At 68.2% G+C, this 22,998-nt stretch carries 20 protein-coding genes and 1 pseudogene; 8 read left to right on the top strand and 13 right to left on the bottom strand.

The genetic code is table 11. The annotated features are described in order from the left end of the window. Position 1 precedes the first annotated feature (1 nt). From UAA55_RS17670 to UAA55_RS17655, 4 genes are all read right to left on the bottom strand, one after another. Complete coding sequence (locus tag UAA55_RS17670; protein ID WP_322954352.1) at positions 2-1,231, bottom strand: DUF3142 domain-containing protein; 1,230 nt, start codon at positions 1,229-1,231, stop codon at positions 2-4. A gap of 415 nt (positions 1,232-1,646) precedes the next feature. Then, positions 1,647-1,952: a hypothetical protein gene (locus UAA55_RS17665; RefSeq protein WP_322954351.1), complete on the bottom strand. Its 306-nt coding sequence runs from the start codon at positions 1,950-1,952 to the stop codon at positions 1,647-1,649. Positions 1,953-1,961: 9 nt separating this feature from the next. After that, entirely contained in the window at positions 1,962-3,383 is a 1,422-nt protein-coding gene (locus tag UAA55_RS17660) for a hypothetical protein (RefSeq protein WP_322954349.1), read from the bottom strand. 197 nt (positions 3,384-3,580) lie between these two features. Continuing rightward, positions 3,581-4,522, bottom strand: a complete 942-nt coding sequence (locus UAA55_RS17655) for a DMT family transporter (RefSeq protein ID WP_322954348.1) — start codon at positions 4,520-4,522, stop codon at positions 3,581-3,583. A gap of 93 nt (positions 4,523-4,615) precedes the next feature. On the opposite strand from UAA55_RS17655, the gene UAA55_RS17650 reads away from it, so the two are divergent. The 6 genes from UAA55_RS17650 to mltG all read left to right on the top strand — a co-directional run bounded on the left by UAA55_RS17650 (position 4,616) and on the right by mltG (position 10,489). Next, positions 4,616-5,596, top strand: coding sequence for a LysR family transcriptional regulator (locus UAA55_RS17650; protein WP_322954483.1), 981 nt, complete (start codon positions 4,616-4,618; stop codon positions 5,594-5,596). Between the two features lie 216 nt (positions 5,597-5,812). Beyond that, positions 5,813-6,751 carry an ACP S-malonyltransferase gene (gene fabD / locus UAA55_RS17645; protein ID WP_145730643.1) on the top strand — a complete coding sequence of 313 codons (939 nt, stop codon included), beginning with the start codon at positions 5,813-5,815 and terminating at the stop codon, positions 6,749-6,751. Between the two features lie 38 nt (positions 6,752-6,789). Continuing rightward, entirely contained in the window at positions 6,790-7,527 is a 738-nt protein-coding gene (gene fabG, locus UAA55_RS17640) for a 3-oxoacyl-[acyl-carrier-protein] reductase (protein ID WP_322954346.1), read from the top strand. 242 nt (positions 7,528-7,769) lie between these two features. Continuing rightward, positions 7,770-8,006, top strand: a complete 237-nt coding sequence (locus tag UAA55_RS17635) for an acyl carrier protein (RefSeq protein WP_004272228.1) — start codon at positions 7,770-7,772, stop codon at positions 8,004-8,006. A 177-nt stretch (positions 8,007-8,183) separates the two neighbouring features. Then, positions 8,184-9,455 carry a beta-ketoacyl-ACP synthase II gene (fabF, locus tag UAA55_RS17630; RefSeq protein WP_322954344.1) on the top strand — a complete coding sequence of 424 codons (1,272 nt, stop codon included), beginning with the start codon at positions 8,184-8,186 and terminating at the stop codon, positions 9,453-9,455. After that, positions 9,452-10,489 (top strand): endolytic transglycosylase MltG, encoded by a 1,038-nt coding sequence (gene mltG, locus UAA55_RS17625; protein WP_322954342.1) that lies wholly within the window; start codon positions 9,452-9,454, stop codon positions 10,487-10,489. Before fabF ends, mltG begins: the two co-directional genes overlap by 4 nt. Positions 10,490-10,492: 3 nt before the next feature. Here the strand turns inward: mltG and UAA55_RS17620 are convergent, their stop codons facing one another. From UAA55_RS17620 to UAA55_RS17580, 9 genes and pseudogenes are all read right to left on the bottom strand, one after another. Next, positions 10,493-11,551, bottom strand: coding sequence for an HPP family protein (locus UAA55_RS17620; protein WP_322954340.1), 1,059 nt, complete (start codon positions 11,549-11,551; stop codon positions 10,493-10,495). Between the two features lie 280 nt (positions 11,552-11,831). Beyond that, positions 11,832-12,194: a hypothetical protein gene (locus tag UAA55_RS17615; protein WP_322954339.1), complete on the bottom strand. Its 363-nt coding sequence runs from the start codon at positions 12,192-12,194 to the stop codon at positions 11,832-11,834. Positions 12,195-12,229: 35 nt separating this feature from the next. After that, positions 12,230-13,762, bottom strand: coding sequence for a SulP family inorganic anion transporter (locus UAA55_RS17610; protein WP_322954337.1), 1,533 nt, complete (start codon positions 13,760-13,762; stop codon positions 12,230-12,232). Between the two features lie 9 nt (positions 13,763-13,771). Beyond that, complete coding sequence (locus tag UAA55_RS17605) at positions 13,772-14,500, bottom strand: carbonic anhydrase (RefSeq protein ID WP_322954335.1); 729 nt, start codon at positions 14,498-14,500, stop codon at positions 13,772-13,774. A gap of 131 nt (positions 14,501-14,631) precedes the next feature. Then, complete coding sequence (locus UAA55_RS17600; protein WP_322954333.1) at positions 14,632-16,008, bottom strand: ATP-binding protein; 1,377 nt, start codon at positions 16,006-16,008, stop codon at positions 14,632-14,634. Then, the gene (locus UAA55_RS17595; protein ID WP_322954331.1) at positions 16,005-16,727 is read right to left on the bottom strand and encodes a response regulator transcription factor; all 723 of its coding nucleotides are present in this window, start codon (positions 16,725-16,727) and stop codon (positions 16,005-16,007) included. The genes UAA55_RS17600 and UAA55_RS17595 overlap by 4 nt, the downstream gene beginning before the upstream one ends. A gap of 85 nt (positions 16,728-16,812) precedes the next feature. Further along, positions 16,813-17,913 (bottom strand): glycoside hydrolase family protein, encoded by a 1,101-nt coding sequence (locus UAA55_RS17590; protein WP_322954330.1) that lies wholly within the window; start codon positions 17,911-17,913, stop codon positions 16,813-16,815. Between the two features lie 325 nt (positions 17,914-18,238). Beyond that, a complete protein-coding gene (locus tag UAA55_RS17585; protein WP_322954328.1) occupies positions 18,239-18,685 on the bottom strand; it encodes a DNA polymerase III subunit chi in 447 nt (148 codons plus the stop codon). A 79-nt stretch (positions 18,686-18,764) separates the two neighbouring features. Beyond that, positions 18,765-20,257 (bottom strand): annotated as a pseudogene (locus tag UAA55_RS17580) (leucyl aminopeptidase). A gap of 400 nt (positions 20,258-20,657) precedes the next feature. Between UAA55_RS17580 and lptF the strand changes: the two are divergent. Beyond that, the gene (gene lptF / locus UAA55_RS17575; protein WP_322954326.1) at positions 20,658-21,821 is read left to right on the top strand and encodes an LPS export ABC transporter permease LptF; all 1,164 of its coding nucleotides are present in this window, start codon (positions 20,658-20,660) and stop codon (positions 21,819-21,821) included. Between the two features lie 4 nt (positions 21,822-21,825). Next, complete coding sequence (gene lptG, locus UAA55_RS17570; protein ID WP_322954324.1) at positions 21,826-22,932, top strand: LPS export ABC transporter permease LptG; 1,107 nt, start codon at positions 21,826-21,828, stop codon at positions 22,930-22,932. Positions 22,933-22,998 lie beyond the last annotated feature (66 nt).

The following is a 22,998-nucleotide window of genomic DNA, read 5'->3' as shown; positions in this document are numbered from 1 at the left end:
ATCACCGGCGGTGAGGGGACTCGGGGCAGCGCAGCCAGCCCACCGCCCGGCGCTCCCCGGGCGGCAGCAGGCCGGGGGACAGGCGCACCAGGCGGGGTTGGGGGGCCAGGGGATCGCGGGCATAGCCGCTAGCGCCGTCACCCAGGGGACAGCCAGCCGGCAGGTCCAGGCCGTCGGGCAACTCGGCATCGGCGGCACCGTCATTGATCAGCACCAGGGATGACAGGCCGGGCGTCGCCGTGGGCTCCGCCACCGCGAAGATATGACCGATGGGCGTCTGCCCCCGCGCCACCGCCGCCCAAGTGGCCAGGGACCAGGCACGGCGATCCTCGGCGGTGGGCAGTCGGAACCAGGCGATGCCTTTGAGGTTGGGCGGCGCCTTGACGCGCAGATCGTTCAGGAAGGCCGCCACGTCGGCGGGCCGGGCCATCAGCTCCGCGGCATGCGCGCCGCCGGCCAGCAGGGGCGTTTCCCCCTCCACCGTCGCCAGGCTGTCGTCGGCGTTCCAGCTGACCCGCGCGCCATAATCGGGCAGGGCCACGCGGAAGGGTGTCGTGAAGCGCTGGCCGTAGGCCGCGACCCAGCGGCCGGCCTGCGCCGGATTGAACAGGCCGTCGGTGGGGGCGGCCACGGCATGGACCTGCAGCAGCACCTCATCTGGCACCGCCACCACGTCCGCCAGTGCCGGGGCCGGCAGCCAGGCGGGCAGGGCGGTGATGGACAAGTGTGCGCCGCCCAGCCGCGCGCGAAGGTCCTTCAGGAACCGGGCGTAGGAGGACAGGCGGGCGGTGGGGCAGTCATGGTCGATCTCCAGCCCCGCCACGGCAACTCCGGCCTGGCGCCAGCGCTGCAGTGGGGCCAGGGCCGTCGCCACCAAGGCGGCGGGATCGGTCTCGCCCAAGCGGCCGTCGATGCGCACCACCAGGATGACGGGCCGTCCGGCCAGGTGCGCCCGCAGGAACTCCAGCCGTCCGTCGTTCAGCAGCGCCGGGGCGGCATGGCCGTCCGCCGACACCTCCGCCGCCAGCACGCGCCAGGTGGCCACATCGGGTGCCGCCTGGTCCATGGCCCGGCCCAGCGCGGACGTCCAGGCGCGTTGCCAGATGTAGACGTCGTTGGGCAAAGGGGCCGAATGGGGCACCGGGCGGGGCGGCATCAGGCCGGCCACCGCAACGCCGGCACCCATCAGGATCAGGGCGGCCAGGATGATCCGGGGCCTGGGAAGGGGCATGGCCGGGGGCGGGCGGCAGGGTAGGCGGGACGGACGCATTCTACCGTCGCGCCGGCCCCGCCGAAACGGAATTTCCCAAGCCGCCAAAGGTGGCGCCTGAAGCCAACCTCAAACCCGCCGCCTGATGACCTCACCAGAGGGGGCGACTGTCAGGGGATAATCGGCGTCACGGGATCTATAACAGCTTCAGGTAGGCCTCCTGGCCATGTGAGATGCCGGAATGTCCACTCGAACCAGAGAACTGCCAAGATATCCTGGGTCCAAGCCCAGTAACTGCTCGAGTTTGCCAACGTCTCCAGCGGATTTGGCAATCGCTTCATTTGCTGCCGAAGGCGGAAGGACCCATGTTTCAGTTTTTCCGATGATGCCGGTGGGCGCGGATGATTGAATCCGAACAGATCCTTATCAGAAAAATCTAATTCTTCTGGGCGTTTACCCTATTCCTGAAGGCGATCAATGCCGGCGGTTCGCCGCCCGTGACCTCTATTTGGAATTTGGAATAAGCATGCTCGAGGTCGCGATATTTCCGTAGAGTACCTTCATCGAAATAATAGTCCCCAGGTATATGTTCGAGCGGTGTCAGAATCCTTCCCGCCTTCGCATCGTCCAGATAGGGTGCCAAAGCACTGAGCAAACGCGCCGCCTCCGCATCGGCGGAGGCATAGCGACGCAAAAGGTCCTCTAACGACACCGCGTACTGCTGAATAAGTGCCTGGTTCATCTATTTCCCCTAATTCCCAATAGAACCTATGTGAACAGGATCGCTCCATAAACCTCTATTTGGCACCAAATACTGCGTGGCGCCACCCGCCCGCTGGACCAAGCCACCCAACTCACTGGTTGGAGCGACCGTATTTACCCATACGGGCACCGCACCTGCATTCGGCGAGATTTGATATATATCATAGACGGCAGCGTCGCTCTTCAGCGGTAATCCGAAATACTCGGACAAACCTTTGCCTGAGGCAGCCGCCTCTTTAAGACCGTCCGCCGTCGTAAAGAACGGAGAATAGGGAGTGACCGTTTCCCCCTGCGGCACAATCTTCAACAGAGGCGAGGTCACATTTTCCACCGTCGGCAAATCAGAGCCAGACTGCAATAAAACCCTAGCCCTGCGAAATATCTCCTCAATATCTGCCTTCGGGTCGGCGGACCGAAGTTGGTCTAACAATCCTTGTCCGTTCGCCGTTTCCAAGTATTTATTTACCTCCTTCAAGCTAAGCCCTTGAGGCTTGAAGGTGTTAACGTCATTAATTTCCTTGGCGTAGCGCTCCCGCAGCGCTTTCATATCAAGCTTCGGGGGCTTAGGCGGGAGCGACGGTTCCGCTTTGACTGCCTCCGCCACCTTCTTCGGCGGCAACGGCGGGTCGGCTGGCGGGGGTGGCGGTTCCTCAACCACCGGGCGCTTGCCGCCCGACGCAGGCTTCACCTTGGCGATCAGGGCGATGAGGGCGTTGATGGTCAGGATGGTGAGGCCGGCGGCGGTGCGCTTGGCGGCTTCGTCCAAATCGTGCTGGGTCTTGGCGGTGGTGGCCAGAGCGATGCCGTGGCCCAGGTCGTTCAGGCCCTGGAACACCGACCAACCCACCATGGCGTAGCCCACGCCCAGCAGGATGACGTCGATGGCCTCGCCATAGCCCGCCAGGTGGCCGCCGGCCCACACCACCAGGAAGCCGGCCAGCCAATACAGTGTCTCGCGGGTGAACAGGCTTTTGGCCGCCTGCTGCATCTCGCGCGGCAGCAGGGGCACGCAGCGGCGCAGGGTGGCGACCACGCGGTCGGTCACCGACCATTGCGCCGGCTGGCCCGGCGGATCCTCGTCCCCCTGGCCATGCCGGGGCAGATCCACGGGTGGGGGCGAAAGCGGGGCGATGGCGCGGGGGATGAGGAAGGCGCTGAGGCTGCCCATGGCCAGGTCGCGCATCGCCTGGTCGATGAGCTGCGTGTCGCTGACGCGAAAATCCACGCCCTGCACCACCCGGCGCAGGCGCAGGCGGCCGATTGCGTCCAGGCCGTGCAAATACCGGATGACGCGGGCGTCCCGCCAGATGGGGCCGCTGGCGGCCCCGCCCAAGGCATGACGCCGCATGCCGGCGGGAATGGCGCGCGTGGGGCCGATCAGCAGGCGGCCCTCGGGAATCTCGGCATCCATCCAGTCAGCCATGGACAGGCCGGCCGCACCGCCGCCGCTGATGAAACTGTCAGGCACCGTCCCTTCCCCTGCGTTCAAGCCGGACCACCGCACGGCCCAGGGGGTGAATTAAGACGATCGCCTGCACGGGAAAGGGGCATATCCCAACAGGCCATAGTCCATGGCCTGGCCCAGGGCCGGCGGTCAGGCGCGCTGTCTCAGCGCTTCAGGTTGACGATGGCGACACCGCCCAACGCCATCAGGCCGCCGATGACGCCCAGCAGGGTCGGCACCTCGCCCAGCCAGACATAGCCCAGCAGCATGGCCAAGGGCGGCGCGCAGTACAGGAAGTTGCTGGCGCGGGCGGCGGGCATGCGCGACAGCACGATGGTCCAGGTGGCGTAGGCGACCAGGCTGGGCATGACGCCCAGGTACAGGGCGGCCATCAGGCCAGGCAGGGGGGCGGTCTGGGCCTGGGCGTAGGCGCCGGGCAGCCAGGGCGACAGGGCCAGGGCGCCGATCACCATGTTGTTGGCCGACACGGTCAGCGGCTTGTGCCGGGCGAACAGTGGCTTCTGCACCACGGTGGTGATGGAGTTGCATAGGGCGGCCCCCAGCACCAGCAGGGCGCCCCAGCCCAGCTGCAGGCCGGTGCCGCTGCCCACCGCCTCATTAAGGGCGATCAGGCCGATGCCGCTGAAGGACACGGCGGTGCCGATCCACCCCCAGCGGCCGAATTGCTCCCCCAGCAGGAAGGACGCGAACACGGCGGTGATGATGGGGTTGATGTTGATGATGAAGGCGGCCGCGCCGGAGGACACGGTGCGCTCCCCCATGTTCAGCAGCGCCGTGTACAGCGCCACGAACAGCAGGCCGCCGGTGGCGAAGCGCCACACCTCATCCAGGCGCGGCAGGGCCGGCCGGCTGACGAGCAGGTAGAGGGCCGCCGGCACCGCCGCGATGGAGAATCGCGCCGCGCCCAGTTCCAGCGGGCCGAAAGCCTTCAGGCCGGCGCGGATGGCGGCGAAGGCCGAGGCCCAGATGACGATGGTGACGACCACGATGGCCAGGGTGCCGCCGTCCAGCCGGTTCCCCCTGGCTGGGGTGACGCTGACGATCGCGGCGGAGTCACAGGTGGGGGCGAGTGGCGTGGCGGACATCGGACAAATCCCGGACAGGAGAGCGACAGGGGCACCAGTACGCCTGGGGCGCAACTGATTGACAATCGATGAAATCGGCAGCCAACTGTGAGTATGGATCACAGCTCGCACCCTTTGCCGCCCCTGGACGCGCTGCGCGCTTTCGAGGCGGCGGCCCGCACGGGCAGCTTTTCCGCCGCGGCGGAATCCCTGAACGTCACCCACGGCGCCGTCAGCCGGCAGATCGCCAAGCTTGAGCAGTGGCTGGGCCTGCGCCTGTTCCACCGCCAGGCGCGCGGCGTGGTGGTGACGCCGGACGGCCAGCGGCTGTTCCAGCGCACCAGTGAGGCCTTCGCCCTGATCGCCGACACCTCCAACCGCTGGACGGAACCCCGAGGGACGGCCGTGGTGCGGCTGACTTCGCTGCCCTCGATCTGCGGGCTGTGGCTCATGCCCCGGCTCGCAGACCTGGAGGGTAGGGAGTCGGACCCCGGCGGGGCACTCCGGATCTTGCTATCGGTGGACCATCGCGCGCTGGATTTGGCGGATGAAGGCATGGATTTGGCCATCCGCTGTGGCTGGGGCGCCATGCCCGGCCGCGTGTCGCTGAAACTGTTCGAGGAATGGTGCTATCCCCTGGCGGCGCCCGGCCTGGTGGCCGAGATCGGGGAGGGGGATCCGGAACGCCTGCTGGCCTTCCCCCTGATCCACAACTCCGACGCGTCGGGCTGGCGCACCTGGTTCGCCGCCCATGGCCTGGATTACAAGCCGCGCCCACAGGACCGGCGGTTCGAGGATTACAACCTGGTGCTGGACGCCTGTGTCTGCGGCCTGGGCATCGCGCTGGCCCGGCCGCCGCTGGTGCGGTCCAAGCTGCGCAGCGGCCGGGTGGTGCCGGTGGACCCGCGCACGGTGCTGAACCCCACCAGCTATTGGCTGGACCGTCCGCCGGGGCGCATGCGCAACGCCGCCGTGGAATTGGCGCGTCGCGTCGCGGCGGAGGCCGAGGTGGCGCCCGAGGCGCTGGAGGCCTTTCTCAATCCCGAAACGCCGGAAGGCCACGGCCGGCCTTTCATCCCCTGGACTGCCGCCTGACAGCGCGGGGCCCGCCGCCTGAAAGCCTGAAAACACAGGCGCAGCCCACGTCAACCGATGGCCCCTTCCATCAATGATGATTGACAGATTGATTGCAGGCGGTATGCATGGCGCGACTTGCGGTGCCGACGTCAGGCTGCGGCGGGGTTTTCCGTCGTGGGCCGTGTATGGGGTACGGGGCATCGCACCGGAATTGAGCTTCCAGGGTATTCGCAGATGATTCGCGCTTTCGTGTTTCCCGGCCAGGGCAGCCAGGCCGTGGGTATGGGCCGGGACTTGGCCGACGCCTTCGCCACCGCCCGCGACGTGTTCGGCGAGGTGGACGAGGCGCTGAAGCAGAAGCTGTCCGCCCTGATGTTCGAGGGCCCACTGGACGAGCTGACCCTGACCGAGAACGCCCAGCCGGCCCTGATGGCCGTGTCCGTGGCCGTGGCCCGGGTGCTGGAAAAGGACGGCGGGCTGGACCTGGCCAAGGCCGCCCGCTTCGTCGCCGGCCACTCGCTGGGTGAATACTCCGCCCTATGCGCCGCCGGGGCCCTGACCCTGGCCGACACCGCCCGCCTGCTGAAGCTGCGCGGGCAGAGCATGCAGCGCGCCGTGCCGGTGGGCGTGGGCGCCATGGCCGCCATCATCGGCGCCGATTTCGAGGCCGCCCGCGCGATCGCCCAGGACGCCGCCCAGGGCGAGGTCTGCACCGCCGCCAACGACAACGCCCCCGGCCAGGTGGTCATCAGCGGCCACAAGACGGCCGTGGAGCGCGCCATCGCCATCGCGGCCGAGCGCGGGTTCAAGCGCGCCGTGCTGCTGCCGGTGTCCGCCCCCTTCCATTGCCCGCTGATGCAGCCGGCGGCCGACGCCATGGCCGAGGCCCTGGCCGGCACCGCCATCCAGGCGCCGCGCGTGCCGCTGGTGGCCAACGTCATCGCCAGCACCGTCACCGACCCCGCCGAGATCCGCCGCCTGCTGGTGGAGCAGGTCACCGGCTCCGTCCGCTGGCGCGAAAGCGTGCTGTTCATGAAGGAACAGGGCGTGGAGCAATTGGTGGAGCTGGGTGCCGGCAAGGTGCTGGCCGGCATGGCCAAGCGCATCGACAAGGACATGACGGCCGTGTCGCTGGGCCTGCCCGCCGACATCGACGCCTTCCTCAAGGCCTGAGCCTGAACCCCTCCTGAGAGAACGATAGGGACCATCCCATGTTCGATTTGACCGGCAAGACCGCGCTCGTCACCGGCGCCTCGGGCGGCATCGGCGCCGCCATCGCTCGCACCCTGCACCAGGCCGGCGCCACCGTGGCCCTGTCCGGCACCAAGGTCGAGGCCCTGGAGGCCCTGGCCGCCGAGCTGGGCGACCGCGCCGTGGTCGTGTCCGCCAACCTGTCCGATCCGGAGGCCGTTGAGGCCCTGGCCAAGGACGCGGAGGCCAAGCTGGGCCAAGTGGACATCCTGGTGAACAACGCCGGCCTGACCCGCGACGGCCTGATCCTGCGCATGAAGGATGAGGACTGGGCGTCGGTCATCGACGTGAACCTGACCGCAGCCTTCCGCCTGTCACGCGCGCTGGTGAAGGGCATGATGAAGCGCCGCTGGGGCCGCATCATCGGCATCACCTCCATCGTCGGTGTCACCGGCAACCCCGGCCAGGTCAACTATGCGGCCAGCAAGGCCGGCATGATCGGCATGACCAAGGCCCTGGCCGCCGAGGTCGCCTCGCGCAACATCACCGCCAACTGCGTGGCGCCCGGCTTCATCGCCACCGCGATGACCGATGTGCTGCCCGACGCGCAGAAGGAAAAGCTGACCGCCGGCGTGCCGGCCGGTCGCCTGGGCACGCCGGATGAAATCGCGTCCGCCGTGCTCTACCTGGCCTCCACCGAGGCCGGCTACGTCACCGGCCAGACGCTGCACGTCAACGGCGGCATGGCCATGATCTGATCGGGTTCCCGTGGGGCTTGGGGGCTTGTCCTTTCGCGGGATGCCCCTAAGTATCGGCGGGGCCCAGCCTTAACAAGGTGTCCCAGTGCCTGCGGGCGCTAGGCAAGATGCGCCTAGCTGTGGTATCTGACGGCACTTTTCCAAAGGATGGGCGCTCGAATTCGTCCTGCCGGACGTGCCCACGCCGATCAGAACAAGTCAGTCAAACAACCCCAACTTTGAAATTCGGGAAGGTATAGGAAATGAGCGACATCGCCGAACGGGTGAAGAAGATCGTCGTCGAGCACCTGGGTGTGGAAGAGGGCAAGGTCACCGACACCGCCAGCTTCATCGACGATCTGGGTGCCGACAGCCTCGACACCGTTGAACTCGTCATGGCCTTCGAGGAAGAGTTCGGGATCGAGATCCCGGACGATGCGGCGGAGAAGATCCTGACCGTGAAGGACGCCATCGACTTCATTTCCAGCAAGCAGGGCTGATCCCCTACTTTCCCGGAATTCAGGCGCCGCGCCGCCGATACCGCGCTGGCGTGGCGCCTGGAACCGGAAAAGCCCTTGCTGGTTTTTGCGGGGCCTAGGCGAACACCGGATCTTCGGAAACCCTCGAGTCCGATTCCAGGCCCTTACTTCTTCTGGAACTAGGTACAGGTCTGACCCATGCGTCGCGTCGTCATCACCGGTCTCGGGTTGGTTACCCCTCTGGGAACGGGCGTTGAGCACTCGTGGAAACGGCTGCTCGACGGCAAGTCGGGTATCCGCGCCATCGACACCTTCGACGTGTCCGACCTGCCGGCCAAGATCGGCGGCATGGTTCCCCGGGGCGACGGCACCAACGGCACCTTCAACCCCGATCTTTCGGTCCCGCCCAAGGACCAGAAGAAGATGGACGACTTCATCATCTACGGCGTCGCCGCGGCGGCCGAGGCGGTGAAGGACAGCGGTTGGGAGCCGCAGTCGGAAGAGGATCGTGAGCGCACCGGCGTCATGATCGGTTCCGGCATCGGCGGCTTGTCCTCCATTTATGAAACATCGTTGCTGCTGGCCGAAAAGGGCCCGCGCCGCATTTCCCCCTTCTTTATTCCGTCGGCCCTGATCAACCTGGTCTCCGGCCACGTGTCGATCATCCATGGCTTCAAGGGCCCGAACCATTCGGCCGTCACCGCCTGCTCCACCGGTGCGCATGCCATCGGCGACGCCGCCCGCTTGATCATGTGGGACGACTGCGACGTGATGGTCGCCGGCGGCGCCGAGGCGGCGATCAACCGCCTGGGTGTGGCCGGCTTCGCCGCCGCCCGCGCGCTGTCCACCGGCTTCAACGAGACGCCGGAGAGGGCCTCGCGCCCCTATGATAAGGACCGTGACGGCTTCGTGATGGGCGAGGGCGCTGGCGTCGTCGTCCTGGAGGAGCTGGAGCACGCCAAGGCCCGCGGCGCCAAGATTTACGCCGAGGTCGTGGGCTATGGCCTGTCGGGCGACGCCCACCACATCACCGCCCCGGCGGATGACGGCAACGGCGGCTACCGCTCCATGGCCATGGCGCTGAAGCGCGCCGGCATGACCCCGGCCGACATCGACTACGTCAACGCCCACGGCACCTCCACCCCCCTGGGCGACCTGATCGAGCTGGGCGCCGTGAAGCGTCTGTTCGGCGAGGCGCTGAACACCGCCTCCATGTCTTCCACCAAGTCGGCCACCGGCCACCTGCTGGGGGCGGCGGGCGCCATCGAGGCCATCTTCTCGGTGCTCGCCATCCGTGACCAGCAAGTGCCGCCCACGCTGAACCTGGACAACCCGTCCGACGAGTGCGCCGGTGTCGACCTGGTGCCGCACAAGTCCAAGAAGCGCCGTGTGCGGGCCGCCCTGTCGAACTCCTTCGGGTTCGGCGGCACCAACGCCTCGCTGATCGTCAAGGAATACACCGGCTCGTGACCGACAAGGTTCCGGTCCCGGGACCCAAATCCCGACTTGCGTCTTCCCTGGGCCGCCGTCTCCTGCAGGCGGCGGCCCTGGTCGTTCTGGTGTCGGCCGCGCTGGCCTGGGTGGGCTATCACCGCTATGTCGATCCCGGCCCACTGACGCAGGATCGCGTCGTCGTTGTGTCCTCGCGCGGCGGCTTGCAGACCATGGGGCAAACACTGGCGGAGGCCGGCGTCGTGCGCGGCGACATCGACTTCGTCGCGGCCGTGCGCGTCAGCAGCGTGCTGGGCGTGGGCAGCCAGGTGCCGAAGCCCGGTGAATACGCCTTTCCGGCCCATGTCTCGCTGAAGGACGTGGTCGCCCTGCTGCGCAGCGGCAAGACCGTGGTGCATCGCCTGACCATACCCGAAGGCCTGACCTCCGCCCAGATCGTCGCGCTGATCGAGGCGGAGCCCGCCCTGTCCGGCACCATCACGGAAAAGCCGGCGGAAGGCAGCCTGTTGCCCGAAACCTATTTCTTCGGGCTGAACTACGGCCGTGCGCAGATGGTGGAGCGCATGCGGGCCGCGATGCGCAAGGCGGTGGACGAGATCTGGGAGGCCCGCGCGCCGGGTGTGGCCCTGAAGTCGCCGGAGGAGATGGTGACCATGGCCTCGCTGGTGGAAAAGGAAACGGGCGTGCCGGCGGAGCGGCCGCATATCGCCGCCGTCTTTTACAATCGCCTAAAGCTGGGCATGCGCCTGCAGTCGGACCCCACCGTCATCTATATCCTGACCAATGGCGCCGGTCCCCTGGGCCGCACGCTGACCCACGCCGATCTGGCGGTGGAGTCGCCCTACAACACCTATGTCGTGGCCGGCTTGCCGCCCGGCCCCATCGCCAATCCGGGCCGCGAGGCCCTGCGCGCCGTGGCCAATCCCTTGGCCAGCGCCGACCTCTACTTCGTCGCCGACGGCAGCGGCGGCCACGCCTTCGCAACATCCCTGGCCGAGCACAACCGCAACGTCGACAAATGGCGCGACCTGCGGGAAAAGGCGCAGCGGTAGGGGTTATCCGACCAGCGCCACCGGCTCATTGCCGTAGAGCGCCGACAGCAGGTCGGCGGTGGTGATCATGCCCACCAGGCGGCCGGTTTCGTCCACCACCATGGCCTCATGCGCGCCGGCGGTCATGGCGGGCAGGATGTTGACCACGGGCGTGGTGCCCAGGGCCGTCACCGCCGGCCGCACCAGTCGGCGGATGCCGTGGCGGCCGGGGACGGTGGCGGGCTGGGGTGGAATGACGCCCAGCAGGCGCCCGGTCTCGTCCGTCACCGGCACGCCGCGCATATGGTAGTCCGCCATCAGGCCGCGCACGGTCGCCACAGTATCCTCCGGCCCGACGGCCGCAGGTACGCGGGATCGGATGTCGCCACAGCGGATGTCACCGTGGCGGCGCTGGTAGGCGCGCGCCTCCACCTGGCGGAAAACGGCGTCCAGGTCGTCGCGGTCCACGTCCAACTGCTCGCCGTAATGGGCCAGCACCTGGTCCAGGTCTTCGATGGTGTAGCCGGCGGTGTTGCGGGCGACGTGTGGCTGGGCAGGCGCCACGTGGGGATAACGGTGCCGGGTCAGGTTGTTGAAGGCCAGGCCCATGGCGATGAGGATCGCCGTGTTCACCGCCACGGGGGCGGCGACGAAGCCAACGCCCGCCGCCTGGATGGCCGGGCCGCCCAGCACGGCGGTCAGCGCCACGGCGCCGCCCGGCGGGTGCAGGCAGCGCAGGTAGGACATGCCCAGGATGGCCAGGGCCACGGCGCAAGCACCGGCCAGCACCGGGTCGGGGATCAGCCTGGCGCACAGCACGCCCGCCATGCCTGACACAACGTTGCCGCCGAACACCGCCCAGGGTTGGGCCAGCGGCGTGGCGGGAGCGGCGAACACCAGCACGCTGGAAGCGCCGATGGGCGCCACCAGATAGGGCAGGCCAGCGGCGCTGCCGCCCAGCCACCAGCGGCTGATCAGCGTGGTCAGCAGGATGCCCAGCAGGGCGCCGACAAAGATGCGGATACGGCCCGGCGCCGGCAGGCCCGGCTGGGTGGGTCGGAAGGAGCGCAGATAGGGATGCATGGGGCGGCACGGTCGGCAATTACGCGGACAAAGATGTGGGAAATATCCATGTTATGCCGGCTTGATAGCATGAACGCGGCGAACCGCAAAGCCGACGATCCGGTGGAGCGCGCAGGCCCGCCCCCCTTGTCTTCCCCAAGAAAAAAGCCCATCCCCCGAGGAAGAGGGATGGGCACGGGCGGACGCTGGGGTAGGGACCGGGTGGATGGGAGCCGCACCCGGGCAGTCAAGGACGCCGCCCGATTTCAAGGTTGAGATGAAGGGATGACGCGGATGCCGCTCAGTTCAGCGGCGTCTGGGCGTGGCTGACCGCGGACGCCAAGTGGGCGACGCAGTGGCGGTGGTCGGTGCCGCCGGGGGTGTGGCCCATCTCGGCGCAGGCGCGGGCTTCCGGGACCGGCTGCTGGGCGGCGGCGGCCTGGGTCTTCAGGCTGTCGACACAGGCCGCGAAGTCCACGTTGGCCGGGGCCAGGCCCAGCGTGTCGCGGCAGACGCGGCGCGCGGCATCGGTCTGCGCGGCGGTGATGGTGATGGCGGGCACCTGGGTGCCTGCCGCGGCCGTGCCGGACGCCTGGGCGGCGCCCAGGGGAATGGCCAAGGCGGCCAGCACGGGGATCAGGGCCAGGGTCTTGGTGAAGCGCATGGTTTCCTCCTTGATGAATGATGCCGGGTTGGGGATCAGCCGTGGCTGACCTGAAGCTTGGCGGCGAATTCCTGGTGGCGGGCGACGTCGCCGTCATCGATGACCACCCGCTCGCCCTGGGCACGCCGCCGTTCCATCCAGCCGCTGATCAGCTCGGCGCAGGTGTGGTCCATGAACCAGAGGGACCGCAGGCGCAGGGTGACCCGCCCGGCGGGTGGCAGGCTCTCCAGCGCCTGGGCCAGGCGCGGCAGCTGCACGAGGCTGGCGGAGCCGGACAGCACCACTTCCCACTCGCCCGCCCCCTTCTCGCGGGTGACGACCAGCAGGCGCAGGCGGCGCACCTGGGGCAGCAACTCAATGAGGCTGAGACCCAGGCCCACCAGCACGCCGGTCAGCAGGTCGGTGGCGACCACGGTGATCAAGGTGGCGGCCCAGATGGCGGCCGGCAGGGCGCCATAGCGTTCGAACAGGTGGCGGGCATGGGCCACGCTGACCAGGCGATACCCCGTGACCACCAGCACGCCGGCCAGGGCCGACATGGGGATGGCCCGCAGCAGCCAGGGCAGCAGGGCGACGGCACCCAGGATCCACACGCCGTGCAGGATGGTGGAGGCGCGGGTGGCGCCGCCGGCCTGCACGTTGGCGGAACTGCGCACGATGACGCCGGTCATGGGCAGGGCGCCGGCCAGGCCGCAGAGCATGTTGCCCACGCCCTGGGCGGTCAGTTCCCGGTTGTAGTTGGTGCGCACGCCGTCATGCATGCGGTCCACCGCCGCCGCCGACAGCAGGGTTTCGGCGCTGGCGATGAAGGCGATGGCCACCGCCATGATGATCAGCCTGGGTTCGAACAGACCGAAGCCATTGGCCAGGTCGGGCATCTGGATGCTGCCCCACAGGCTTTCCGGCACGGCCACCTTGGCCACGGGCAGGTTCAGCAGGGTGGCGGCCAGAGTGGCGGCCACCACGCCCACCAGGGCGCCCGGCACCAGGCGCAGGCGCTGGGGCCGCACCCATTCCCACACCAGCATCGTCGTGATGGTCAGCAGGCCGATGCCCAGCGCCGCCTCGGCCGCGTCGCCGTTGAAGGGGAACAGGCCGAAATAGGCGGCGGGGGCGGCCAGGATGTTGGCCAGGCCGCCCGCCTGGGGCTTGGCGTCCAGCATGACGTGCAGCTGACCCGCCACGATCAGCACGCCGATGCCGGCCAGCATGCCGTGCACCACGGCGGGGGAGATGGCGCGGAACCATTGCCCCAGCTTCAGCATGCCGGCGGCCGTCTGGATCAGGCCGGCCATGATCAGCACGGGACCCAGGGCGCCGATGCCGGCGTCGCGGATCAGTTCGAAGACGATGACCGCCAGGCCGGCGGCGGGGCCGCTGACCTGCAGGGGCGACCCCGCCAGCAGGCCGACGACGATGCCGCCGATGATGCCGGTGATCAGCCCCTTTTCAGGTGGCGCGCCGGAGGCGATGGCGATGCCCATGCACAGCGGCATGGCCACCAGGAAGACCACGATGGACGCGGGGAGGTCCCGCGCCAGCGTGGCGGGAAAAAAACGCTGCATCATCACGCTCCCTTACTCGGCCGCGGTGACGTGATGGGCGTGCTGGGCGCAGCAGGGATCGGCCCCAAGGGGCGTCACGGCCCGGCGCATGCCGCGCACGGCCACCTGCAAGGTCTGGTTCTTGTCGCCCACGGGCAGGAACGTCCCCGTCTCGCCGTCCAGGGCCAGGATGTGACCGTTCTCCAGGTCGAAGAACCAGCCGTGCAGGTTCAGCTGTCCGGCGGCGAGCTTGGCGGCGACGGAGGGATGGCTGCGCAGGTGGTTCAGCTGCGCCACCACATTCTCCATGGCCAGCACGCGGGCGGCCTCCGCCTCCGGCAGCAGGCTGTAGGCCTCGCGCAGCACATGGCGGGCGCTTTCGGCGTGGCGCAGCCAGGCGGCCACGTTGGGCATGTCCTTCAGCGCCTCGGGCTTCAGCAGGGCCTTCATGGCGCCGCAGTCGGAATGGCCGCAGACGACGATGTCGTTCACGCCCAGGCCCACCACCGCGTATTCGATGGCGGAGGAGACGCCGCCGTTCACCTGGCTGAAGGGCGGGACGATGTTGCCGGCGTTGCGGCAGACGAACATCTCGCCCGGGCCGCTCTGGGTGATGATCTCCGGCACAACGCGGCTGTCGGCGCAGGAAATCACCAGCGCCTTGGGCTGCTGCCCGTGGTGGGCCAGCTTGCGGTACAGCGACCGCTGTTCGGGGAAGACAACAGATCGGAAGTGCGACACGCCGTCGATGATGCTGTCCATGATGGGAAGACCCTCGCGTTCAAGTCGATGATCCCTGGCCGGACGGTGGGGGGCGAAGGGCGCCTGGAACCACCGTCCCCGTTGGGGGCCATCAAGACTTAAGGCCTGAGTTTTTCCCGGATACGTTTCGATTATGACAAAGTGTGTCTGCCGATCTTTTGCGCCGGATCATCCCGTTTCGGAATCGTAATGATGACCGAAAGCCCGCCCTCCGGTCGGTTCCGCAGGACGATAGTGCCGCCCTCCCGCGTTACCGCCTGGCGGGCGATGGTCAGGCCCAAGCCGGTGCCGCCGGTGCCCCGGTTGCGGGATTCCTCCAGCCGGTGAAAGGGTTCGAACACCGCCTCGGCCTGGGCCTCGGGGATGCCCGGGCCGTCGTCGCTGATGGTGACGACGGCGTTTTTTTCCGTGTCGCGCACCGAGACCCGGGCCGCTCCGCCATACGCGATGGCGTTGTTGATGATGTTGGAAAACGCCCGGCGCATGCCCAGCGGCCGCAGGGTCAGGGGCAGGCGATCCGGCCCCTCATAGCTGGCGACATGGCCGGCGTCGGTGGCGTTGTCCACCAGGGTGGACAGCAGGGCCGGCAGGTCTGTGCGGCGCGGCTTTTCCGGATCCTCCTCGCCGCCCAGATAGTCCAGCAGATCGTTGACCATGCCCTCCATCTCATCCAAGTCGCTGTCGAAGGCGGCGCGGTCCTCGGCGCTGGGCAGGAAGCCGGCGCGCAGGCGCAGGCGGCCGATGGGTGTGCGCAGGTCATGGGAGACGGCGGCCAGGGCTTCCGTCCGGCTGGTGATCAGGCGGTCGATGCGCCGCTGCATGGCGTTGAAGGCCTGGGCCACATGCCGGATCTCCTGCGGGCCCCGCGTGGGGATGAAGACCGGTGGGCCGTTGCCCACCGCGTCCGCCGCCTTGACCAGCATCTTCAGGGGAGAGGCCAGGGTCTGCACCAGGAACAGGGCCATCAGCAGCACGCCAATGGACAGCAAGGCGATGGAGCCCAGCTGGGCGTAGATGACCGGCACGGTGGAGGGCAGGTCGGTGACGCCGAAGCGCAGGCTGCTGCCATCCGTCAGACGCACGTCGCCGTCAAAGGCCTTCTCCGGCGTCGCCGGGGCTGTGCGCAGACGCAAGTCCATGCCGGCCAGGGCGAACCGATGCTGGATCATCTCGCGGCGCAGCAGCCAGCTGGCCGGATTGTCGCCTTGCTCCCCCCGCGCTTGGGACGCGCCCACCCAGGTGAAGGTCAGGTAGGGGGAGGAGAGGGAGGAGGCGACGCTGTCCCGCCGCGCCGGATCGATGGCGGACAGGACATGGCCCGCCGTCTCCACCTGTTCGGCGATATGCCAGGTCTGGGTCTCGTCGCCATAGTGCTGCTCCGCCTGGCCCAGCACGATGGCGTTGCCGATGACGGCCAGCAGCACGGCCCCGAACAGCACCATGCCCAGGCGGCCAATGAGGCTGCGCGGCCAGAGATGAGCCCAGCGATGGAAACGACCCCGCGTCACAGGATGGTCACGTCGGCGGTGAAGATGTAGCCGACGCCGCGTATGGTGCGGATCAGCCGGTTCTCGTCGCCCAGCTTGCGGCGCAGACGGCTGACCAGTACGTCGACGCTGCGGTCGTTCACCTCGCCCAGGCGGGCGCGGGACAGCTCCAGCAGGCGCTCCCGGCCGATGACCCGCTGCCGATTTTCCAGGAAGCTGACCAGCAAGTCGTGCTCCGCCCCCGACAGGTCCACCGCCACACCGTCCGGATCCGTCAGTTCGCGCCGCCGGCGGTCCAGGCGCCAGCCGGCGAAGACCATGACGTCCTGGGGCACCGATCCGATGGGGCTCGCGTCGCCCCCATTACCGGCACGGCGCAGCAGGGCGCGGATACGGGCCAGCAGTTCCTTGGCGCGGAAGGGTTTGGGCACATAGTCGTCGGCGCCCATCTCCAGGCCCAGCACCATGTCGATCTCCTCGCCATGGGCGCTGACCATGATGATGGGCACCTGGCTGGCGCGCCGCAGCTCCCGGCAGATGTCCAGCCCGCTCTGCCCCGGCAGCATGACGTCCAGCAGCACCAGGTCGAAGCTGCCTTGGCCCAGCGCGTCCGCCATCTCCCGGCCGTCGCGCACGCCGGTGGCTTCGAAGCCGTTTTCCTTAAGCACGCGGAGGATCAGGGTGCGCATCGCCGGATCGTCCTCGACCAGCAGGATGCGCGCGATGGATAGGCTGTTCATCGGCCTTAGATAAGGGCCGCCCGCCGCCTTTCCAGGGGCGGGGGAACGATCCATGCTGCATATGCACAGGGGACGAGGGGCGGTGTCAGCCGCCACACCAGTCGAAGGATCGCGGCGACAAGCGTTGCTCCAGATAGCCGCCAGCCTCTTGCAGGTTCCACAGCTCCGTCTGGTTATCGGTGTCCCAGGTCCAGTACGCCCAGCCGGCCAGGCCCAGTGAGCAGGCCTGACGCAAAACCCCGCGCAGCGTGCCGGCCACCTGGCCGATGTCCGCGATCTCGCTCTTGAACGCGCCGGTTTCCGCCAGCACGACGGGCTTGCGCATCGCGGCCGCCGGATATTCCAGGGACGCCATCTGCGCGTCCAGCGTGCCGCCATTGGTGTGGGGATAGAGGTGGATTTCCAGGAAGTCCACCTTTGACGCCGCGATGGCGGACAGGCGGAAGGGCTGGCGCGGGTCGCCCCATTTGGCGTCGCGCTGGTACACGCCGACATAGCCGCCGCGATAGACATCCAGGGGCGGGAAGATGCTGGCGGTAAACAGCATGCCGGGCGCCACCTGTTTGGCCTGGCTGATGACGCCGTCGATCCAGCGCGTGGTGGCCCTGTCCGCCAGGGCTTGGCGGCTGGCGGGATCGGCCAGGTCGACGACGCTGCCATCCTCCGCCGTGAAGCGGCCTGCCTCCCGGGAAAAAGGCAGGTCCTTGGATTCGAAGCCGAGTTCATTCCACACATCGACGCAGAAGATGGCGGACAGCAATCGGGGATCGGCGGCCTTTATGCCGGCCAGGACGTCGGCGATGTAGCGGCCGTAGGCGTAGGCCAAGCCCCGGCTCAACAGCAGTTGGTTAATGCCCGAGGTGTTCTTGCGGTCCGGATCGGGAAAGCCGTCGCGCGACACCAGCATGTAATAGTTGGCGGGCAGCCACTGCCCGGTCAGTTCCACATAGAGGCCGCTGTCCGCCGCCGCACGGACGAAATCCACCACGTTGCCCATGTAGGCCGCGTCCAGCGTGTAGGTTCCCGGTTTGCCGGCGATGGCGTCGGCATCCAGGCGGATGCGGACGAAGGTGTAGCCGTCCTTGGCCATCGCCCGCAGGCTGGCATGGATGGCGGCCCTGCGCGCCGGGTAATAGTCCGGGTTGAAGCTGATGTTCTTTTGCGTGGTGGGGGTACCGGGCGACACGGCGACCCAGTTGACCCCCTGGGGATGAAGGGCTGTCCCGTGGCGGTGACGAAGTGCGGCCGCTGGTCCGGGCCGGCCGCGACCGCGACGGCCGGCGGTGCCGCCCGCGCCGCGGGGCTCAGCGCCAGCAGCGCCACGCACGCCAATGTCCTGATCGTGAGACGCGTCATCCCCATGCCAGCCTCCATATCGGTCCCATGGGACGATGGTGGGGGCTGCCGACGATGGCGCAAACCATGGCGGCGGATCCGTTACAAAAAATCACGGACGGGAAATCCGGGGCGATGGCGGATGGTGGGTGCTTTGCCGTGGTGTTGCGGCAGCGTCAGGCCTTCTTCTCCCAGCCCTTGTCCGTCTGCTGCCAGTAGGTGAGGTCCAGCCCGGCGTCCTTGGCGGCCTTCCATCGCTGGCGGGCGGCGGCCACGGCGTCGGGATCGATGCCGTCGAAGATGTCGCAGACGCGGGTGTAGTCGGCCATGCGGGCGCTGGTGGCCCCGTCGGTCAGGAACAGCACCTGGGCGTCGTTGGGGCGCTCATCCACCGCCGTCAGCCAGATGGGCTGGTCGGCGGCGTGGCCGTCCTTGGCCGTGCCGTGGGGCAGGAAGCTGTCCGGCCGCCAGGTCCACAGGTGCTGGGCCAGCTGCTCCGACCGCTCCTCCACCGTCGACAGCACCACCGCCCGCCAGCCGCGCTTCAGCGACCGTTCCAGCAGGTCGGGCAGGGTCTGCTCCAGGCTGCTGCGCTGCAGGTGGTAGAAGTTGACCTCGGTCATGGGAACGATCCGCGCGGCAAGGAAAAGGGGCGGCCCCTGGGAGCCGCCCCTGATCTTACCCTGACCGCAAAGGCTTTTGTCAGCCTTCGTAATAATCGGCCACCAGCCGGTCCAGCAGGCGGACGCCATAGCCGGAGGCGCCCTTGGGCACGGTGGCGCCGTCCTTCCTGGTCCAGGCGGTGCCGGCGATGTCCAGGTGGGCCCACGGCACGTCGTTGACGAAGCGCTGCAGGAACACGGCACCGATGATGCTGCCGGCCTTGCCCGGGCTGCCGATGTTCTTCATGTCGGCGACGTCGCAGTCGATGTCCTTGTCGTAGGCGGCGCCCAGCGGCAGGCGCCACAGGGTTTCGCCCGTCTTCAGGCCGGCGTCGGTCAGGCGCTGCGACAGTTCGTCGTTGTTGGAGAACAGGCCGGCGTGCTCGTTGCCCAGCGAGACGATGATGGCGCCGGTCAACGTCGCCAGATCGACCATGAAGCGCGGCTTGAACGTCGCCTGGGTGTACCACAGGGCGTCGGCCAGGATCAGGCGGCCCTCCGCGTCGGTGTTCAGCACCTCGATCGTCTGGCCGGACATGCTGGTGACCACGTCGCCTGGGCGCTGGGCGTTGCCGTCGGGCATGTTCTCCACCAGGGCCACCACGCCGACGACGTTGGCCTTGGCCTTGCGGCCGGCCAGGGCGGCCATCAGGCCGATGACGGCGCCGGAGCCCGCCATGTCCCACTTCATGTCTTCCATGCCGGCGGCGGGCTTGATGGAGATGCCGCCGGTGTCGAAGGTGACGCCCTTGCCCACGAAAGCCAGGGGGCGGCCCCCTTCTCACCGCCGTCCCAGCGCATGATGATCAGGCGCGGCGGCTTGGCCGACCCCTGGCCCACGCCCAGCAGCGCGCCCATGCCCAGCTTCTTCATCTGCTTTTCGTCCAGCACCTCGACCTTCACGCCCAGTTCGGTCAGGGCCTGGCAGCGCTCGGCCAGGGTTTCGGGGTAGATGACGTTCGGCGGCTCGGACACGACGTCGCGGGTCAGGAAGACGCCATCGGCGATCTTCTCCAGCTTGCCGTAGGCCTTCTTGGCGGCGGTGTGCTCGGCCGTGGCCAGGGTCAGCTTCTTCAGCGTGGGCTTCTGGTCCTTCGGCTCCTTGGTGCGGTACTTGTCGAAACGGTAGGAGCGCAGGCGGGCGCCATAGCCGACATTGGCGGCGAAGGTGGCCGGCGACAGCACCAGGCCGTCGTGGCCGTCCAGCACCAGGGTGGCGTCGGAGTTGCCGGCGCGGGCCAGGCTGGCCGCCACGGTGCCGCCCAGGGACTGGGCCGACAGATCCGTCACCTTCTCCGCGGCGCCGATGCCCACCAGCAGGATGCGCGTGTGGTCGGTGCCGCCGGGCGCCAGAAGGGTCAGCGTCTCATCCGCCTTGCCGGTGTAGCGGCCGGCTTCCATGGCGCGGGCCAGCGCGCCACCGGTCTTCTGGTCCAACTCGGCGCCCAGGCTGCCCAGGCCGCGGCCCTGCGACACCGTGATGGCCAGGATGCCGGATTGCGGCAGGGCGTTCTGGGCGTAAGCGATCTTCATCTTGCCTCTCTTGGTCGATCCCTTGGGATTCCTTGGGACGGTGGCGCCTCTGGGCGCCTACCCGTCCGGACGGCTTCGCCTTATGGCGTTGGGAGTCCTATACAGGATTTCTCAATGTTGTACGTCAACGCTCGAAATCCAGACCTTTTGTCCCAGGCGGTTGTTTCCGGAGACGGGAGTTGATAAGAACTGCGTGCCAAGCCTAGTCGGGCGGGGTTCCATGCCGGCTGCCGCCGGCTTGGCGGCGGGGGTGTCGCGCCCTGGTTTCGCCAAATTGTGGGGCCCTATAGTGGCCGGGCCGCCGGTGCCTCTTATGTGGGGTGCCGCGGTGTCGGATCGGCGGGATGCGCGGGCGCCGTTGTGGCGGGCGCCGGTCCCGCCTTGTGTGTTGTGGAGCACGATGAACCTGATCGGCCGGTATTTGTCGCGCAACCTCGTCGTGGCGATGGTTTTCATCACGGCCGGGTTGTCCTCGACCATCTGGATGACGCAGTCCCTGCGCCTGATCCAGCTGGTGGTCGAGGGCGGTGCGCCGATCAGCATGTTCCTGCGCCTGGCGTTCTCCACCTTGCCGACCTTCCTGGCGCTGGTCATGCCCTGGGGCGTGCTGATCGCCACGCTGTTCACCTACAACCGCCTGACGCTGGACAGCGAGCTGGTGGTCATGCGCGCGGCGGGCATGGGGCCGCTGACACTGGCCCGGCCGGCGCTGCAGCTGTCGGCCATTGTCTTGTTCCTCTGCCTGCTGCTGAACCTGTTCCTGGCGCCGGCGGCGCAGCGCGAGTTCGTGCGCCTGCGCGAGGAAATCCGCACCGACTATTCCTCCGTCCTGCTGCGCGAGGGCACGTTCAACGACGTGGGCGAGGGCAAGACCGTCTATGTCCGCCAGCGCGGGGCGGAGGGTATGCTGAGCGGCCTGATCATCTATGACAACAGCAAGCCGCAGCGCCCGGTGATGACCATCGCCGACCACGGCATCCTGGTGACGGCCGAGGCCGGCCCCCGCGTCATCGTCTATGACGGCGTGCGCCAGGAATATGACCGGGACACCGGCCATGCCTCCAACCTGGAATTCAAGCGCTACACCGTGGACCTGAAGGTCCTGAACGCGGGCGAGGCGCCGCGCTGGCCCGACCCGCGCGAACGGACCCTGAGCGATCTGCTGTTCGATACCGGCAACCCCACCGACACCCAGTTGCGCCCGCGCCTGAACCAGGAGCTGCACCAGCGCTTCGCCACGCCGCTGCTGGCGCCGGCCTTCGCCATGATCGCGCTGACCGCGCTGATGTCCGGCGAATTCTCACGCCGGGGGCAGGCCCGCCGCATCGCCTTGGCCGTGGTCTTCGGCATGCTGCTGCAGGCGATGATGCTGGGCATCTCCAACCTGGCGGTGAAGACCCAGGCCTTCAATGCCGTGCTGTATGTCGTGGGCATCCTGCCGGTGGCCATTGGCTACTGGTACCTGGAGAACTGGCGACGTTTGAGCCGGGGAGGGGCGGGCCGGTCCGGCACCCCGCCGGCGGGGTCATCCCCCACGGAATCTCTGGGCGGAAAGGCGGCCTGACATCATGCGCATCTCGCCCACGCTGTCCGTCTACATCACCCGCCAGTTCGTGTTCTGGTTCCTGATCATCCTGGGGGGCATGCTGGCGCTCGTCCTGCTGCTGGACACCGTGGAACTGCTGCGCCGCGCCGCCGCCAAGACGGACGCCACCTTCCAGATCGTCCTGAGCATGGCGCTGCTGAAATTACCGGAGATCGGCCAGCAGATCTTCCCCTTCGGCGTGCTGTTCAGCGCCATGTACACCTTCTTCCGCATGACGCGCAGCGCGGAGCTGGTGGTGGTGCGCGCGGCCGGCATCTCGGTCTGGCAGTTCATGACGCCGGTGCTGCTGACCGCGCTGGTGGCCGGCGTCCTGAACATCACCCTGCTCAGTCCCGTGTTCGCCACCATGCTGGCGCGGTACGAACAACTGGAAAGCCGCTACCTGCGGGGCCAGCAAAGCTCCCTGGACGTGGCGCGCTCCGGCGTCTGGCTGCGCCAGGTGCAGGAGGGGGAGAACGGCAACTACCTGATCCACGCCGAATCCGTGGGGCCGGGCAAGCCCGTGAACCTGCGCACCGTCACCATCCTGCTGTTCAACGGCAGTGACCAGATTCCCGTGGGCCGCCTCGATTCCGAGACGGCGGAACTGCGGAAGGGCCAGTGGGTGCTGCGCAACGCTTGGCTGAACCGGCCGGGCCGCCCCACCCAGCATGTCGACGGCATGGCCCTGCCGACCGATCTGACCGAGGCCCGCATCCAGGAAAGCTTCGCCCCCCCGGACACGCTGTCGTTCTGGGAATTGCCGAGCTTCATCCAGACGCTGGAACAGGCGGGGCTGTCGTCGGTGCGGCACCGCATGTACTACGAATTGATGTTGGCCGTGCCCGCCTTCTTCTGCGCCATGGTGTTCCTGGCTGGCACCTTCTCCCTGCGCCACGCGCGCCGGGGCGGCACCCTGCAGATGCTGGGCACCGGCCTGCTGACGGCGCTGGTGCTGTTCGTCAGCCAGAACATTATCCAGGCGCTGGGCCGCAGCGGCGTGCTGCCGGTGTTTCTGGCCGCCTGGGCGCCGGCCGGCGTCTGCCTGATGCTGGGAACGGCCGCCCTGCTGCACCTGGAGGATGGCTGAGCGGCCGCCCTTTTCCGCTGCGTCCGGGGGTGCGGGGGCCGTTTGCCTTCGCCCATCCTTGGCACT

This window comes from Nitrospirillum guanabarense, from assembly GCF_034653355.1.
In the GTDB taxonomy this organism is placed as follows: domain Bacteria; phylum Pseudomonadota; class Alphaproteobacteria; order Azospirillales; family Azospirillaceae; genus Nitrospirillum.
This window is presented reverse-complemented; position numbering and strand designations above follow the sequence as displayed.